This window comes from Nitrincola tibetensis (assembly GCF_003284585.1).
Taxonomy (GTDB): Bacteria; Pseudomonadota; Gammaproteobacteria; order Pseudomonadales; family Balneatricaceae; genus Nitrincola; species Nitrincola tibetensis.
In genome coordinates this window covers 262,864-279,078 of sequence record NZ_QKRX01000004.1, presented here as the reverse complement: position 1 = coordinate 279,078, position 16,215 = coordinate 262,864, and the positions used below count along the sequence as shown (strand labels likewise).

General features: G+C 44.7%; 11 protein-coding genes and 2 tRNA genes. 8 read left to right on the top strand and 5 right to left on the bottom strand.

From position 1 onward, the window contains the following. Window positions 1-191: 191 nt before the first annotated feature. The 3 genes from DN062_RS07610 to DN062_RS07600 form a co-directional block, all read right to left on the bottom strand. A complete protein-coding gene (locus DN062_RS07610; protein WP_162301269.1) occupies window positions 192-1,898 on the bottom strand; it encodes a tyrosine-type recombinase/integrase in 1,707 nt (568 codons plus the stop codon). A gap of 170 nt (window positions 1,899-2,068) precedes the next feature. Continuing rightward, window positions 2,069-2,145: transfer RNA gene (locus DN062_RS07605), tRNA-Pro, on the bottom strand. Window positions 2,146-2,158: 13 nt separating this feature from the next. Further along, a tRNA-Asn gene (locus DN062_RS07600) sits at window positions 2,159-2,234 on the bottom strand. 317 nt (window positions 2,235-2,551) lie between these two features. Here DN062_RS07600 and ycaO point away from each other — a divergent pair. From ycaO to DN062_RS07580, 4 genes are all read left to right on the top strand, one after another. After that, window positions 2,552-4,291, top strand: coding sequence for a 30S ribosomal protein S12 methylthiotransferase accessory factor YcaO (gene ycaO, locus DN062_RS07595; RefSeq protein ID WP_112158728.1), 1,740 nt, complete (start codon window positions 2,552-2,554; stop codon window positions 4,289-4,291). Window positions 4,292-4,394: 103 nt separating this feature from the next. Further along, the gene (locus tag DN062_RS07590) at window positions 4,395-5,789 is read left to right on the top strand and encodes a Wadjet anti-phage system protein JetA family protein (RefSeq protein ID WP_112158727.1); all 1,395 of its coding nucleotides are present in this window, start codon (window positions 4,395-4,397) and stop codon (window positions 5,787-5,789) included. Beyond that, a complete protein-coding gene (locus tag DN062_RS07585; RefSeq protein WP_112158726.1) occupies window positions 5,789-6,478 on the top strand; it encodes a DUF4194 domain-containing protein in 690 nt (229 codons plus the stop codon). The genes DN062_RS07590 and DN062_RS07585 overlap by 1 nt, the downstream gene beginning before the upstream one ends. After that, on the top strand, window positions 6,465-9,890 hold the full coding sequence (locus DN062_RS07580) for an SbcC/MukB-like Walker B domain-containing protein (protein WP_112158725.1): 3,426 nt from the start codon (window positions 6,465-6,467) through the stop codon (window positions 9,888-9,890). The genes DN062_RS07585 and DN062_RS07580 overlap by 14 nt, the downstream gene beginning before the upstream one ends. A 5-nt stretch (window positions 9,891-9,895) precedes the next feature. On the opposite strand, the gene DN062_RS07575 is transcribed toward DN062_RS07580, so the two are convergent. Then, window positions 9,896-10,555: a hypothetical protein gene (locus tag DN062_RS07575; RefSeq protein ID WP_112158724.1), complete on the bottom strand. Its 660-nt coding sequence runs from the start codon at window positions 10,553-10,555 to the stop codon at window positions 9,896-9,898. 193 nt (window positions 10,556-10,748) lie between these two features. Between DN062_RS07575 and DN062_RS07570 the strand changes: the two genes are divergently transcribed. The 3 genes from DN062_RS07570 to DN062_RS07560 are packed head-to-tail and all read left to right on the top strand — an operon-like array spanning window position 10,749 to window position 12,940. Beyond that, a complete protein-coding gene (locus tag DN062_RS07570) occupies window positions 10,749-11,291 on the top strand; it encodes a hypothetical protein (protein WP_239995732.1) in 543 nt (180 codons plus the stop codon). An 18-nt stretch (window positions 11,292-11,309) separates the two neighbouring features. Continuing rightward, complete coding sequence (locus DN062_RS07565; protein WP_112158723.1) at window positions 11,310-12,632, top strand: DUF3422 family protein; 1,323 nt, start codon at window positions 11,310-11,312, stop codon at window positions 12,630-12,632. After that, on the top strand, window positions 12,629-12,940 hold the full coding sequence (locus tag DN062_RS07560; protein WP_112158722.1) for a BolA family protein: 312 nt from the start codon (window positions 12,629-12,631) through the stop codon (window positions 12,938-12,940). The genes DN062_RS07565 and DN062_RS07560 overlap by 4 nt, the downstream gene beginning before the upstream one ends. A gap of 46 nt (window positions 12,941-12,986) precedes the next feature. Here DN062_RS07560 and aroA read toward each other — a convergent pair whose 3' ends face one another. Continuing rightward, window positions 12,987-14,276: a 3-phosphoshikimate 1-carboxyvinyltransferase gene (gene aroA, locus DN062_RS07555; protein WP_112158721.1), complete on the bottom strand. Its 1,290-nt coding sequence runs from the start codon at window positions 14,274-14,276 to the stop codon at window positions 12,987-12,989. Between the two features lie 112 nt (window positions 14,277-14,388). Between aroA and DN062_RS07550 the strand changes: the two genes are divergently transcribed. Then, a complete protein-coding gene (locus DN062_RS07550) occupies window positions 14,389-16,188 on the top strand; it encodes an ABC transporter ATP-binding protein (protein ID WP_239995731.1) in 1,800 nt (599 codons plus the stop codon). The last annotated feature ends 27 nt before the right edge of the window (window positions 16,189-16,215 follow it).

Below are 16,215 nucleotides of genomic sequence, written 5' to 3'. Positions count from 1 at the left end.
TAAATTGACAATTATTGTAAGTCTGAGAGACCGACTATGTCTTATAAAACTTTCTACGAAACTTTTATAAGACGCGGCAAAAGGGGAGTCCCTTTTGAATCCCTTTACTTATAATAAACTACCTTGTAGTTTATTATAAGTGACACACTCTTAAAAGCCTAGCGGCTAATATTGAGTGTGTCAAGAGGTTTTTACAAAACTTCTTTATAAAAGCTATCATACATGTAATCCACAATACTCAAAAGATCTTCTGCATCCGTATGTAAATATACTCTATCATGGACATCTGTTATATGGTGTCCAGTAATTGCTTTTATGTAAGCATCCCTAAATATGGGAACTTTTACAGTTATCCCATTAGAATCAACTGTGACCTTAGCTTTACTGGTAAGTGTAATAAAAGTATGTCTGAGGCAATGAAGAGTATATTCATTGGATAAATTTCTATTTCTTAGCTTTCTATTAAATGCACGAGAAATTGTCTCACCCACTTTTTTCGTCGCTTTAGGGACGGTTATCTGGTCAAAGAGTCGATTGCCATTTTTTTGTGCTATACGATTATTTTTAAATGCAAGTAGTTCCTCTACTAGGGCAGAAGGTACAGGAATAAACCGTTTAGAGCTTATATTCTTGACACCTTTGAATGAATCGGCTTCTCCTTGATATAGTTGAAGATTTACAACTTCTCCTTTGTCATTAAGGTTTGTGATGTGAATACCTAAAATATCAGCTTCATACTTGATGTCTTGAAGTTCAATTTGGGAAATTTCTTGTACTCTTGCTCCCGTCAGCATCAATAATTTAATAATGAGTTTTTGTTGGTGACACTTTGTTTTAGTCAGAATTTCTTTTAAGACCGGGAAATGAGACTTGTTGAAGGGAAGCTTTTTTGTTGATTCATTATCGATAACTTTGGCTGATAGTTCTTTAATGGGGGTGAAACTTGGTTTTCCATCCTCTTTAAGGTAGTTAAAAAACCTATTCACCGCTCTGATTTTATTATTAACTGTTCGAGGTTTTACTTTATCCTCTTTCGGTATATCCATTTTACTCAGCTCTTGATAAGAATAGTCACGATACTGAGGCATTTTTGTTTTATTCTTGGGTAGTTGGCGTAGAAAATCAACAAAGCGATTGTGCTTATGTTGATCGATTTCTTCAAATATGGGTGTTCCTGCGTATTCGAGGTAAATAGTAAACGCTTCTCTATAGTCGTTTATGGTGTCAATCGAGATTTCATCATTATCCGTTTGTCTTTTGCAAAACTCTTCATGAAGTTCAGTTAGATCAGTCTTTGTAATTGTTGATGGAGTGTTGGCTTCTCCAGTATTTGAACGATTGGATGTATCTGGTTCGTTGTCAGCAATGTTTTGCTTTTCTTGTTCAAGGTTTGAATTAAAATCATCGGGATTTTTGAACATGAAATGAGGCTGTCTGACATACTTTCTATTTAAATTAGGAAGGCTTCCAGCGTCATGATTTAAGGTAATATCAAGGGCTTGCACTAATTTATCGAGTGCAGGATTTTGTTCTTTAATTTGCTCTTCAAGAGCAGCAATAATATTTTTTCCATTGATCTTGTCAGCTTTAGCGCGCTCTTGGTTTTGTTGTCGTCGAGCAAGTTTTGCTAAGCGCCGATTTTCAATTTCTTCTGGTCCGTTAGTCTTGCGTATGATGTATGTATTCTTCATCCACGCTTTCATGATTGCTATAGGATCGTTAACATCATAGGGAGGATTATTGTAGTCGTCATTGCCTGTACTGTTTGAGTTACCATTATCAGGTTTATTGGTTTTCTTCATGTCATGAGCAAGCTTTGCAGCTATCTCCCTCGCAAGATCAGGATCGTAAGTTCGTAAACTAAATTGTATTACACGATCTTGGTTAGGTACACGCATGCGAAAATGGTAAATTCCACGTCGTTGAGTCGTGTAAGGTACGGATGGACTTTTACAGGGTACAGAAGGGGGCTTGTGTGACGTTTTGTGTGACAATATGTAAGACATCTAAAGATACCTCTCGGTATTAAGATGCAATTCATTGTCTTTAAAGGGAAATTTATAAGAAATGGTCGGAGTGGAGGGATTCGAACCCCCGACCCTCTGGTCCCAAACCAGATGCGCTACCAAACTGCGCTACACTCCGAAAAACATTGAGTTGGCTCCCCGAGCAGGACTCGAACCTGCGACCAATAGATTAACAGTCTACTGCTCTACCGACTGAGCTATCAGGGAACTGCTCAACTCAGGTCGCAAATATTAATGATCCAGCTTGAGGTCGTCAACACTATTTTTTAAAAATAATGAATTTTTTTGATATTTGGTAGGCCATTGAAAATAATTGATTAAAAAGCAACCGATATCGTCGCCGTTATAGGTGTTTGTAAGTTTTGTCAATTTGCTATTGCCGCAAATGATATGCATTTAGCAGTGCGAGGTCGGTTTCAAGGAGTGTAAGCTAAGCTCGTATTCACGTATAATCTTTGAACAATTAAAGAGATGTTGAGTCCTCCGCTGAAAGATGCATCCAGCGAATAGGGCAGGAGTAACCCATGACACAGATTTTAGGAAAAGATGCGCCTCTGGAAGAAACCATCGAGCGAATGAGTGCTGGTTTGAAGGCGCTAGGCTTCGATATTGAAGAAGTTCGCTGGTTAAATCCCGTTCCGCATGTTTGGTCTGTTCATATTCGTGATCGTGTGTGTCCGATGCTGTTTACGAATGGTAAGGGGGCAACGCGTGAGGCTGCTCTGGCCAGTGCTCTAGGTGAGTTTTTTGAGCGTTTAAGTTGCAACTTTTTTTGGGCCGATTATTTCTTAGGCTCAAAGTTCGCTGAAAGAGAGTTTGTTCATTATCCCCAAGAACGCTGGTTTCCGGTGAAAGCAACGGTTTGGCCGGAAGGGTTGCTTGATGAGGCCACACGTAATCATTATGACCTCCATAATGAAATATCGCCCGGTGCTCTTATCGATCTCAATTCAGGCAATGCTCACCGCGGGATCTGTGCTTTGCCGTTTGTGAAGCAAAGAACGGGTGAAACCGTTTGGTTCCCCGTTAATATCCTCGGTAACCTATACGTCAGTAATGGCATGGCGGCAGGGAACAGTGTGTATGAAGCGCGTGTTCAGGCCTTGTCTGAGATATTTGAGCGTCACATCAAAAATACCATTATATCTTCAGGCATCAGTTTGCCCCTCGTTCCAGAGTCTGAAATTGCTAAGCATCCAAGGGTTAAGGCAGCACTGAGAACACTCCGCAACAAAGGTTTTGTTGTTGAGGTGAGAGATGCATCATTAGGAGGGAAGTTTCCTTTAGTAAATGTTGTCTTGATCAATCCTGTTGATGGTGGCTGTTTCGCCTCCTTTGGCGCCCATCCTAAATTTGCCGTAGCGCTGGAACGTACTCTGACTGAGTTGCTTCAAGGGCGCGAGTTAGATGAATTGCATGATTTTCCTGAGCCAACGCTGGACATTGAAGAGGCGGCTGATCCCCATAATCTTGAAACACACTTTATTGATTCAAGTGGAGTCGTCGCGTGGGATTTAATGTCCTCCACAACCGATTACCCCTTCGCACGATGGAATATTGAAGGGAATACACAAGCCGAATTTGAAGAGCTTTGTTTTAAAATCCATCGTGTCGATATGGATATCTACATTGCGGACTATGAACATTTGGGCGTGTATACCTGCCGTATTATTGTTCCTGGTATGTCGGAAATCTATCCGGTTGACGAGTTGATTTGGCGCAATAATAATGCGGCGGCACCGCTAAGGGCGGCAATATTGGCTTTGCCTGACCTTGATAATGAAGCCTATGCGGATCTTCTTGAAGCATTGGATGAGGGTGGCTTCGATGAGCAGCAGCCAGTTGCAGAGCTCATCGGCCTCCTACCTAATCCAGATACGGTTTGGTCTTGGTTGCGTGTTGGTGAGCTTAAGCTACGCTTGGCGTTGGCCCTAGGCGAGCAAGAATTGGCGTTGGAGTTGTCCGATTGGTTGCTTAATTTCGGGGGCGTGCCGGAAAAAGTACTGATGAAGTACCGCTGTCTGCATCAGCTATTGGCGCTAACGCTTGACGCGTCACGAAAGGTTGAAGATTTTGTACCTGTGATTGAACGGATTTATGGAGCCGAGTTGCTGTCTCAAGTGCGCTTAATGATGGAAGGGGGGCAGGTTTTTGATGATATGGGCATTCATGATGAAAGCCTCAGTACGTTTAGTCGCCATCAGCAGCTGTTAAAGGCCTATGAGCGATTGCATCAGGTCAAACAAAACCAGCAGATCAATTAATCTGCGCATAAAAGTTGGGAAGATGTCTCTATTTCCGCTAGAATCTGCGCTCAAGATTGTTCATGCAGTGTAATGCATATCGGGTGAGAGATCAGGGAAACGCATGCTCTTCAATAAACTACCGGATGATATTTTTCTGCCGTTATCAGGGCAGAACCGCCAAGTCTATCAAGCGGTTCTTCTTGAGTTGGCCGATTTATTCTTTGATGAGGATCTCATCGATCCTTTCATCGCCAAGGATCTGGTGCGCTCTACCATCGAAAATGCCGTTGTTCGGTTAGGGGTCCGTCGTTGGGTCACCGAAGCTGACGAAGACGGCGAACCGCCACGTTCAAGTGTTGACTATACCAATAGGATTTACCGACGTTTGGTTCAGTGCGGCTGGCTTGAAGAAGAGCAGAAGGTGTATCGAACCTATGTTCTTTTGTCGCCTTCTGTTTCCTATTTGCTCCGGTCGTTGGTCTCTATCGCTCGGCTCGAAAAACGGAGTTATGGCGGTGCGGTCCTTAACGTACTTAGTTCGTTAGAGGCTGCCGTAAATGATCCGGTGGGCCGTGGGATTACACTGTCCGAGGCATCACAAACGGCTGCTGATTTCAGTGCACATTTAACGGATATGCTGCTGGGCCTACGTGAAATCAAGATTTCCTTATCGGAAATTAACAACCCGCAGGATATTGTCAGAGGCTTCTTTGATCGTTTTGTTGAGCACATTCTGGTTTCAGATTACAAAACCCTTAAAACACGCAATAACCCCTTTCGATATCGTCGCCAGATTTTATCGATGCTCCGTGATTTGCAATTCGATTTATTAAAGTTAGAGCAGCTGACGCAACATTATCAGGTTCAATATGAATTGGATTTTGATTCGGCAGAGGCCTTAGTGCATCAGCATATTAATCGAGTTATTCGTATTTTTGAGTCTGTGGATCAGCGCTTGGCGGCGATTGATGGTTTTCGTTATCAGTTGGAAAAACGTGTGGCGGATACGGTTCGCTACATGGATAAAACCACACCAGGTATGGCGGCTCGCTTATCGCGTTTGATTGCCGAGTTGGCAAAAAAGAAGGATGACGAGATTCCAACGCTAACCACCTTGGAAGAAACAGGGTTTATTTCACCAATGAGTATTCGCTCACCGATACGTAAGCGGGTGGAAGCGAAGCCACGTGTGATTACTCAAAGTGAGATTGATCCTCGAGTTTTAGAGTTGCGTCGTTTGTTTAAAGAATACAAAGAGCGGCGTGAGGTGCGTGTTGACCGAATTGAGCAGTATTTAGACCGTCATTTTCTCGGTCGCACCCGCTTAAATGCAACCGAGTTCACGATTGAATCGGTTGAGGATTATATTTGTTTCAGCTACGTGCGCCATTTGCCTTCGTTGGGTAAAAAAGCACGTAAAACCACTGAAAAATACCGTATTGAATTTGACGATACCTATGTCCGCGTCGCTGATGTAGTTGAGTGTCGTGGTTTTGTGATACACAGGAACGCATAATGTTAGGTGATCTACAAAAAATCGTATCCCGGACTGAGCATCATCAGGCCGAAGACTTTATTCATGCTGCCAATTTGCTTCTTGTCAGCCAGTTTTTGTACGCTGATCGCCCTATTCATCGCGACAGCTATTTTCTGATTGCGGCCAACATTGACTACTATCGAAACCTATTTGCGGCCATAGGTTGGACCTTAGTGTATCAACCTGACGAAGCTTATTTGGGTGTGCTTCCTCAGGGAGAGGAGCGGGTCCTCAAGCTGAAGTTAGATGAGTCTTTGCTTTTACTCTGTTTACGTCAGACCTATGAGCAAAAGCTGGAGAATTTCGAGGTTGAGAACGGGAAGGCAATCACCACCACTGATGCTTTATTGCGTTTATATAGCAATTTAACGGCCAAAGAAATCCCGAACGAAACGCGCCTAAAAGAAATTATTTCTTTGTTTAGTCGTCATGGCGTGATTGAAAGAGGAAAGGCCGACGAAACCGATCCAAAAAACCTACCTCTGCGAATTAACCCGACTATTCGTCATGTGGTTGTTGAAGATTATATCGGTCAGCTAGAAGCCTTGTGTGATATCGAGTCCAGTCGTTCTTCAGCGCAGTCAGCGGATGATGCAGATGATGAGGATGGTGTAAGTCAAGAGAAAACCCAGGCACCGGACGGAGAGAATACCAATGAAACAGCTTAATCGTATCGTCCTGGTTAACTGGTATGTTTTGGGGGCGATTGAAATCCCCATTAAAGGCAATGTTGCGATTGTGGGGCCCAATGGATCTGGTAAGTCATCCTTACTGGATGCGATCCAAACCATCTTAATGGGGGGGCACAAGCGCCACTTGAGTTTCAACGCCTCTGCTGGCGAAAAGTCAGAGCGTTCTTTGCGCACTTACTGTTTAGGTTTTTTAGATGATCTCGGCAAGAAAGTGAATGCGCGAGAGGACTCTCTTACTTATATGGCGTTGAGCTTTTTTGACACAGAAACAGCAAAAGAAAGTTGCGTGGGCATCGCGATCAGTGCGTCCACTGCCAATGCAGAAGAAGATATTTTAGGGCGCTTTATTCTCCCTGATTTTTCGGTCACCCTTGATGATTTCTCAATAAAGCAAGGTGCAGGACGCTTGCCTCGTCCTTGGGCTGAAGTTCGTGACAGTTTATTAAAGCAGTGCCCTGATATGGTTCTTGAAAAGCGAGCGACCCGCTTTGTTCGAGAAATGGTCACGCACCTTAGTCATGATCCTCAAATGCCAAATGACGATGAAAAATTCATTAAGAACTTTAAAAATGCCTTGAAGTTCGTCCCCATCGATAGCCCTACGCGTTTTATTCGAGAATTTGTTTTGGACGAAAACATCGTTCATGTGGGCGCTTTTCGAAAGTCGCTGGATGAGTATCGCGCGATGGAGCAAAAAACGCGTGAAGTGGCGAACCGCATTGCTGAGCTCGAAAAGGTTCAGGAGATGTGTAAAGGGATTTCTAGAAATCTTAAAAATGCCATCGAATACGAATGGGTCGTTCATGAGGCGCGTTTCGAACACACTGATTTGAAAAAAGAAGCGGCGGCTGAGCGCTTAGAAACCTTCACTGAGCAAGAGCAACTGCTGCAAGCTGATTTAGAAAAAAACAGTGAGCAGTTGAATGAAGCCATGCAGCGGTTGGCGAATACGCGGGCAGAATTAAACAACACAGATTCAGCACATAAAGTAAATGCTCTTGAGTCTCGTATTTCGGCTCGCCAGCATGAAGCCTCGGTGGTGAAAGAGAAAATTCAACAGGTGTATAACCTGATGAGAACCACTGTCGGCTTTGCTGCAAATCCAGATGTATTACCCGATACATTTAAGCCAGTGGTTGAGCAATCGGTTGCATTATGGCGCTCAGGTGAAAACACCTTGGCTGGGCAATGGCCAGAAGCACCTGTTGAAGTTGATAATGCGCTTACACAGTTGCGTGCGCAGATTGATCCCGTGCGTAAAGCCATTGCTAAACGTTATGAAGAGTCTGTGATTCGGATTAATGAGCTGCGTACCCAGATTCAAAGTCAAAAGAGTGCTGTTGAGCAATTACAGCAGGGGCGAGCTCCCGTCCGGCACGCCACTCGTGAACTTATCGATTTGTTGAAAGAGTACGGAATCGACTCTACGCCAATTTGTGAGCTGGTCGATATCAATGATGATAAGTGGCGAATTGCCATTGAGTCTTTCTTAGGTGCTCGTAGAGAAGCTTTAGTGGTGGCACCGGATCGTGTTAAAGAAGCGATCACTCTTTATCGTCGCAAAGGACGTCATCTAAAAGGCTGTCGTATTATCAATACGACCAAGTCAGGTGAGTGGTTGACGCGAACGAAAGCTGGTAGCTTGGCGCAGTTTGTTGACAGTGACAATGAGCATGCTCAAGCCTATATGAACCGAGCCTTAGGCGCGGTTATGGCTGTCGAAACCGAAACTGAATTGCTGCGCCATGAGCGTGCGTTAACCTATGATTGCATGTTGCAGAGCGAAGGCTCGACCACCTCGATTAATGAGCTTAGCCCGATTATGGGGATTCGTCGCCGTGGCGATCAGTTGGCCTTGCAAGGTAAGCAAGTCGACGATCTGATTGCTGAGTTTACGACACTGGGCAAGCAGCATGAGTCGCTTGAAAAGCTGCGTGATGGCTTAATTCAAATGGCATCAGGTTTGCTTCAGGTGAATGAGCGCGTCTTTGATCTGGTGAATCAGCGTGAGCAGCTTGCGTCTGAAATCGAAGGCTATCAGCAGGGCATTACGGATCTTCGCAATCATGATGATTCGGGTATTCAGCAACGTATTGCCGAATATGCTGAACAGCAAAAGTCGTTAGAAGTTCGCCAAAAAGCTCTGATGGATAAGTTGCAAAAAACGCGGACAGGCATGATCAAAGACAATGCTTCGCTTGAAGTGCTTGAGCGAGAGCTAACGGAACATGCCATGGCGCGTGGGCGTTGTCAGGAAAAGCCAGAGTTTGATGCACAGTCTGCCCAAGAAAAACGTGACTACTTAGACGATAGCTGTGATTCAGATATTGAGCGTATTATCTTTGAAGCCGCCAAAAAAGCTCAAGCGGAGCTTCAACTGCATGAGAAAAAGAAAAACGGTGTTCGTGATGCCGTTGCGCAATATAAAGCACGCTACCATGCAGGCGGCTTAAGTCATCAAGGGTTGGATAACATCAGTCCTGATTCAAGTCATGAAGACTTGGAAGGCTATGTCAATGAGACGGTTGTAACCTTACAAGAGTCTGAGTTGGCGCAGTATACCCAAAAAGCGGAACGTGCACGGTTAGAGGCCGAGACTGCTTTTAGATCAGATTTTGTTGCGCATCTAAATGATCAAATCAATAAAATTAAGGATTTGATTCGTGAGCTCAACAGCCACTTGAAGAACCGTCCTTTCCATAAAGAAATGTATAGCTTTGAGATGATGCCTAACCCTGAGTTGCGTGACATCTTAGAGTTGGTTGAAGCCTATACGCGGATGGATCAAGCGAATGTAGGCTCTTTATTCGACATTAACCATGAAACAGATACTGGGCATCGAGATGCCTTAGCAAAAATTCATGAAGTTTTGAAGAATGAAGGTGAGAGCGAACTGCTGCAGGATTACCGGAATTTCTATAACTTTGAGTTAGTGGTTAAGGACTTAGACGGAAATCGGAAAACCACCTTAACCCAGCGTATTAAAACGGGTTCGGGTGGTGAGCACCAAGTGCCTTTCTATGTGGCCATGGCGGCAGCATTAGGCGCAACCTATCGTCTGAAAGAGGGCAGTGACGGTCAACCTGTCGGGGGATTGAGTTTGTCGGTGTTTGATGAGGCGTTTAACAAGCTGGACTCAGAAAATACTGTTACATCTTTAGGCTTTATGACGGATTTAGGGCTGCAAACCATTATTGCTGCACCCGATGAGAAGTATTCACTGCTAAGTTCTTGTATGGATACGATCATCAACGTGTGTCGTGATGGGCGAGTGGTTGATATTGACGTTGAATTTCCGACTGAAAAAGGAAAGGAATTGTTAGCGTCTGATCACCCTTACAAAATAATGGCCGCTGATGCGTTGGAGACAGCGGACGAGAGTATTTAATCGGTTTATATCAGTGGATTTTGGTTCGTCATCAGGCGTCTGGTGGCGGGCCGAATATTATGACTAAACTGAATGTAAGGTTCTCCATCCAAGCTTAGCCTCACTCCCTGTGCATCTGTATCGACACCCCAGCGCTCGGGCTCTAAGGTGATTGATGTTAATGCGGCTTTAGGGCTCACAAATCGGTCGGTTAAGCATGTCCACTCTTGTAGTTGGTCATAGGCCAGCAAGGCTTGAATATTTTTGAGTGTCCAGTATGCATCCCCTTCATTTAAAGGGGTGATGATACCGGATTGCGATGGTGAGATTAAACGCCGTTCACGAGTAAAGCTTTTACGAACAGATAGATCCGTTGGTATTTTAAAAGAGGGTTTGTCGCGGACGTTGGTATTAAAATCCAAACTCTCAAGACCCTCAATTAAAAAGCTTAAGCGCCATTGGCAGCCTTTGATGAGTTGCCATGCGGGCTCCATACGTTGACGTGAGCCTAGCGTGTAACGAACAGGGTCGAGTGTGGGCTCTTTAAATAGGGTTAACTGAAGAAATGTGCTTTGAAAGTCAACCAATACCTCCGGTGTTTCGACTAGGCAATAGGGTGCTTCTCTTCGCAAAAAGCTGAGCCAGTCTTTGCGTGTTTCTAAACTTGGCAATACCCTGATTAGCATACAATCTCCGCACTAATATCCTGCAAAAGTATAATGGATACAGCCAATTGAGTGGACTGTTTTTTAATCGCTCTTCATCTAGGCTATGTTTTTACCACTGGACTTGCCGTTGAAGTGTGTGCTCAAGAGCATTATTTTTCAACAGAATTCACTATAATGACCTCACGATAGGAAACGTAAAGAGGATTTAGTTGTGTTTAAGCGATTGATATTGTTATTTATGTGTACAGGGATCATGTACGGTCAAGCGGCGTTAGCTGGAATCTTTAAGGAAGGTGATCAGCTCTTGGTTCAAACCTCGCTCTGGACAGCTCATTACGATCCTGAGCCGGATCACAATAATCATCAGAAAATGATTAATCTTGAATGGTACTTTCCAGAGACCGATGTAGATGCACTTCCCCGTCCTTCAGGCCGAGATTGGCGTGATGAAGTTCGGTGGTTGGTTGGAGGTGCTAACTTCACGAACTCCTTTGATCAACGCACGACCTATCTCTATATGGGTGGGCGATATGATTTTCATAACTCGGGTGACTTGAAAGCCTACGGTAAACTAACGGCCGGTCTAATCCACGGTTACAAAGGCGACTATCGCGATAAGATTCCGCTGAATCGCTTTGGTGTGGCACCTGCGATATTGCCCGCCTTTGGTGTAGAGTATCATCGCATGAATTTAGAAGTGATCCCATTTGGAACGGCGGGCCTCATGGTGAATGTGGGTTATTATTTTCGCTAAACTTATAGGTATTAATGGATGAGCTGTCAGCTTGATCAGTTGGATTTACACCCACTGAGGGATGAGATTTACGAAGAACTGCATTCGCGTCCTTTTCAGGTGATTCCTTGTCCTGCGCGGATCACCCATATAGCGCTCTTGGCCAATGCTGAACAAAAGCAATCTCAGTTTCGTCACTTGCAGGCGTTACACCAGCAGTTAGGATGCTCTGTTCCCGAGGAAGAGCAAAGTTGCTATGAGTTAATTTGTGGTGATTTGCGTGTCCGACGTGAAATGCACATGGAGTTTACTTCCTACACGTTTATTAATTTGAATCGAGAAACAACGGCTCCGGATTTTACACAAACCGGTCTTTCGTTATTACCAAGTGGCTGGATTGAGGCGTTAGAAGGGCAGATAGTCGGGGCTTTTCATATTGCTTTAGAGCCTATGACGGATTCAGCCGAGCAAGATTTACAGTTGATTCGGCCATGGTTTGAAGGAATGCGTCTTGTCGGTAGTAGCCCTCAGCAGGGGAGCGCTCGAGTCTGGAGCAGCTTTCGTTTACACAGTGACGGTTTTGGTCGTTTTACCATTTTGAATCGAGACATGTCAGACAGTCAGGTAGGACGTCTAACCCAGAGGCTGATGGAGATTGAAATCTACCGTCTTATGTCGTTGTTAGCTTTGCCGATGGCGCGCAGTATTTCACCTTCGCTTGCAGAAATGGATTATAAGCTTGCGGAGCTAACGCAGATGTTAGCAGACAATAAGCAAGTGGATGAGAAGCAAATTCTGGCTGAGTTGACCCATATGGCGGCACGAATTGAAGCCTACCGCGCACATTCAACTTTTCGTTTTTCGGCGACGCGTGCCTATCATCAATTGGTGCTAACTCGGCTTGAAGAACTGCGCGAGGATGAGCTTTCTGGGCACTTAACCATCCGTGAGTTCATGACCCGTCGTTTAACCCCTGCCGTAAAAACCTGTGAGTCGGTCGGTTATCGATTAGAGGATTTGTCACGCCGTGTCGATAGAGCATCGGATATGATGCGAACGCGAGTAGAGTTGTCGATTCAGCATCAGAATCAAGAACTCCTGAGTTCAATGGATAAGCGCTCTCAGGTACAGTTGATGATGCAGCACACAGTTGAAGGTTTTTCGGTGGTGGCCATCAGTTATTACCTTGTGGGTTTATTGAAGTACCTAGTGGACGCTTTGTATAACTCAGGCGTAGAGTTTGATAAATCGTTAGTGATCGGGGTGATGATTCCCGTTGTTTTGTTTACGGTATGGTTTAGCATTCGTCGAATTCATCATCATTTTATACATTTAGCAGATAAACAAGGCAAAGAATCATGAGTGTTGAAAAGCGGATAGAAGCATTGGTTAAGGGCGGTATCCGAGTCGAAGGGTTTGTGTTGGAAAATGAAAGCCACATGCACTCTGGGCCTGCAAGTGAAAGCCACTTTAAACTGGCGGTGGTGAGCCCGGACTTTGTGGGTTTGACAAAAGTGCGTCGTCATCAAACGATTTACAGCCTGGTGGCGGAGTTGATGCAAAACCCCATACATGCGTTGGCGATGCACCTTTATACTCCGGACGAGTGGGCCGAGCAAGAAGGCCAAGTACCGTTATCGCCAAATTGTATGGGAGGCTCTAAGAAGTAATCTTCTTGTAGATAAACGGCCTGATCTTGAGTCAGGCCGTTTTATCTTATCGACTGACAGTGATTGATCTAAACAGATCGAAATACTCAGGAAAGGTTTTTCGTGTGCAGCCAGGGTCATTAATGGTGATTGGTGCTGTACCAAATGCTGCTAGAGAAAAGCACATGGCCATACGATGATCATCGTAAGTGTCAATGCTGGCAGGCATGATCTGCTCAGGTGGAGTAATTTCGATAAAATCATCTCCTTCTGTAACCTTGGCGCCGACTTTGCGCAATTCAGTTGCCATAGCATATAAGCGATCCGTTTCTTTAACACGCCAATTATAAACATTGCGGATACAGGTGGTGCCTGAGGCAAATAAAGCCGTGGTCGCAATGGTCATAGCGGCATCGGGAATGGCGTTTAAATCCAAATCCACGGCCTGTAGGGGGCCTGTTTTACTGACTTCGATCCATGTCGGTCCATAGGTGACATCGGCGCCCATTTTGGCAAGCACTTCTGCAAAGGCTTTATCTCCCTGAACACTGTCTGCACCCACGCCATAGACTCGAACAGTGCCGCCTGCGATAGCCGCAGCCGCTAAGAAATAAGATGCGGAAGAGGCATCCCCCTCAACCATGACTTCCCCGGGTGATCGGTAGCGTTGGCCAGCTTTAATTACAAAACGCTGATAGTTATCATTCTCGACAATAACGCCGAAGAGTTGCATACTGTGCAGGGTGATATCGATGTAAGGTTTGGAAACTAATTCTCCGTCAACTTGGATAATGAGGTCTTCTTCAGCCATGGGAGCTGACATAAGAAGAGCTGTTAGAAATTGACTGGAGATATTGCCCCTAATGCTAACCTGTCCTCCTTTGAGACCACGTGAGTGCAGTGTTAAAGGGGGAAAGCCTTCTTCTTTTAGGTAGGTGACCTCAGCGCCGAGTGGGATAAGAGCATCGACTAAATCGCGAATGGGGCGTTCATACATCCGTGGTTCGCCCGTTAGGGTGAACTCCCCATGTCCTAAGCACAGGGCTGCGCATAATGGGCGCATGGCGGTTCCAGCATTGCCAAGAAAAAGCTCTAGTGCTTGATCTGTATTAAAGGGGCCACCCGTACCTTGAACCAAGCAAGTACGACGATCCGTCGATAACTCATACTGAACACCCAGCAAAGACAGAGCATTCAGCATGTGTTTGACATCATCACTATCGAGCAAATTTGTAATACGAGTTTCGCCCTCGGCTAATGCAGCTAGGAGTAATAATCGGTTAGATAGGCTTTTAGAACCGGGAAGTTGTACTTCACCGTTAACGAAGGCAAGCGGATTGAGTGTTAAGCTGTCCATGGGTCAGTCATCAAATTATTAGAATTAAAGTTAACATAAACTACCATTAATTCGTTTTTAGCGCGAGTCACAGCGAAGGTTTGGACCATAAATGTCGTCTAAGGAGTTTTTAGTGAGTGAGCTTGGGCAATCCCATTACGATTGGAATTACATCTGGAAAATCGCGTTACTGCACAAAAAAGAATTGATTCAGGCCAATATCATTGCATTTTTGGCCGCTATCGCTTCTGTTCCTTTGCCCCTGCTTATGCCCTTGCTGGTTGATGAGGTATTGTTGGACCAGCCTGGGTTTATTGTTGCGCAATTGGATCGTATCTTTCCTGACGCTTGGCAAGGGCCTGTTTTATATATTATGGCTGTGTTTGTCATCACGCTTGTTTTAAGGGTGGTGTCTATCTTTCTCAATGTTTGGCAGGCACGACAATTTACGATTATTTCAAAGGATCTCATTTTTCGTATACGTGCATCTTTGTTAAATCGGTTGAATCGTATTTCAATGGCTGAGTACGAGACACTGGGCAGTGGTCGTGTCGCCTCTCACTTTATAACCGATCTGGAAACAGTGGATCGCTTTGTGGGTGGTTCAATTAGTAAGTTATTGGTTGCACTACTGTCCATTATTGGAACAGCGGTGATTTTACTTTGGATGCATTGGCAGCTCGCACTCTTTATTCTTTTTCTGAACCCTTTTGTTATTTGGCTAACGATGCTGATTGGCAAACGGGTCAAACATCTTAAAAAACAGGAAAATCAAGCCTATGAGGTGTTTCAGGGAGCGTTAACCGAAACCCTTGATGCCATCACTCAAATACGTGCAAGTAATCGTGAGCGTCATTATTTAATGCGTTTGATCGACAAAGCAAAAGGCGTAAGGGACCACTCTTCGCGTTTTGAGTGGCAGTCTGATGCAGCCAGTCGTTTTAGTTTTATGGTGTTTTTAATTGGCTTTGATTTATTTCGTTCGGTCACGATGCTGATGGTTGTGTTTTCAGACCTGTCTGTTGGGCAAATGATGGCGGTGTTTGGTTACCTGTGGTTTATGATGGGGCCGGTTCAAGAAGTGTTAAGTATTCAATATTCCTGGTTTGGAGCAAAAGCGGCGCTGCAGCGAGTGAACAAACTCTTGGATCTGAGTTTGGAGCCACAGTATCCTGCAAATCAAAATCCCTTTGTGAAAGATTTGAGCGTTGGGGTGGAATTAGACAATATTCACTTTAGTTATGTACCTGGTCAGGAAGTATTGAAAGGGATTAGCCTTACCATTAAACCCGGCGAGAAAATTGCGTTAGTAGGGGCCAGTGGGGGTGGTAAGTCTACCCTGATACAGGTGTTATTGGGTCTTTATACACCGCAACAAGGGAGCATCGCATTTAATGGGGTGCCTGTCACTGAAATAGGCCTTGAATGCGTGCGTGAGCATGTTGTGACGGTGTTACAGCAGCCAGCGTTGTTTAACGGTACAATCCGAGACAATTTGTGCATGGGGCGCAGTTATAATGATACAAGGCTATGGAAGGCCTTAGAAGTGGCACAATTGGACTATTTTGTTGAACATGAGCTACCCGATAGCTTGGATACGCTTGTTGGACGACAAGGTGTTCGCTTGTCAGGAGGACAGCGTCAGCGCTTAGCCATTGCAAGAATGGTATTGGCCGATCCCAAAGTGGTAATTTTAGATGAAGCGACGTCTGCATTGGATACTGAAACCGAGTATGCTCTGCATAAAGCGATGAAAACCTTTCTGGCAGGGCGCACAACCTTAATAGTGGCTCATCGACTGAGTGCGGTTAAACAAGCTGACCGAGTGTTTGTTTTTGAGGATGGAAAAGTTTCAGAAGAAGGCAATCATGACCAGCTAATGGAACAAAACGGCCTTTACTCACGTCTTTATGGTAAGTATCAACGAAGTTGAGTTTTAGAGAGAAGTTGGGTCAGCTAG

Coding starts and splice junctions, on each gene's coding strand:
- DN062_RS07610 (WP_162301269.1), bottom strand. CDS start 1,898: ATGCGTGTACCTAACCAAGATCGTGTAATACAATTTAGTTTACGAACT.
- ycaO (WP_112158728.1), top strand. CDS start 2,552: ATGACACAGATTTTAGGAAAAGATGCGCCTCTGGAAGAAACCATCGAG.
- DN062_RS07590 (WP_112158727.1), top strand. CDS start 4,395: ATGCTCTTCAATAAACTACCGGATGATATTTTTCTGCCGTTATCAGGG.
- DN062_RS07585 (WP_112158726.1), top strand. CDS start 5,789: ATGTTAGGTGATCTACAAAAAATCGTATCCCGGACTGAGCATCATCAG.
- DN062_RS07580 (WP_112158725.1), top strand. CDS start 6,465: ATGAAACAGCTTAATCGTATCGTCCTGGTTAACTGGTATGTTTTGGGG.
- DN062_RS07575 (WP_112158724.1), bottom strand. CDS start 10,555: ATGCTAATCAGGGTATTGCCAAGTTTAGAAACACGCAAAGACTGGCTC.
- DN062_RS07565 (WP_112158723.1), top strand. CDS start 11,310: ATGAGCTGTCAGCTTGATCAGTTGGATTTACACCCACTGAGGGATGAG.
- DN062_RS07560 (WP_112158722.1), top strand. CDS start 12,629: ATGAGTGTTGAAAAGCGGATAGAAGCATTGGTTAAGGGCGGTATCCGA.
- aroA (WP_112158721.1), bottom strand. CDS start 14,276: ATGGACAGCTTAACACTCAATCCGCTTGCCTTCGTTAACGGTGAAGTA.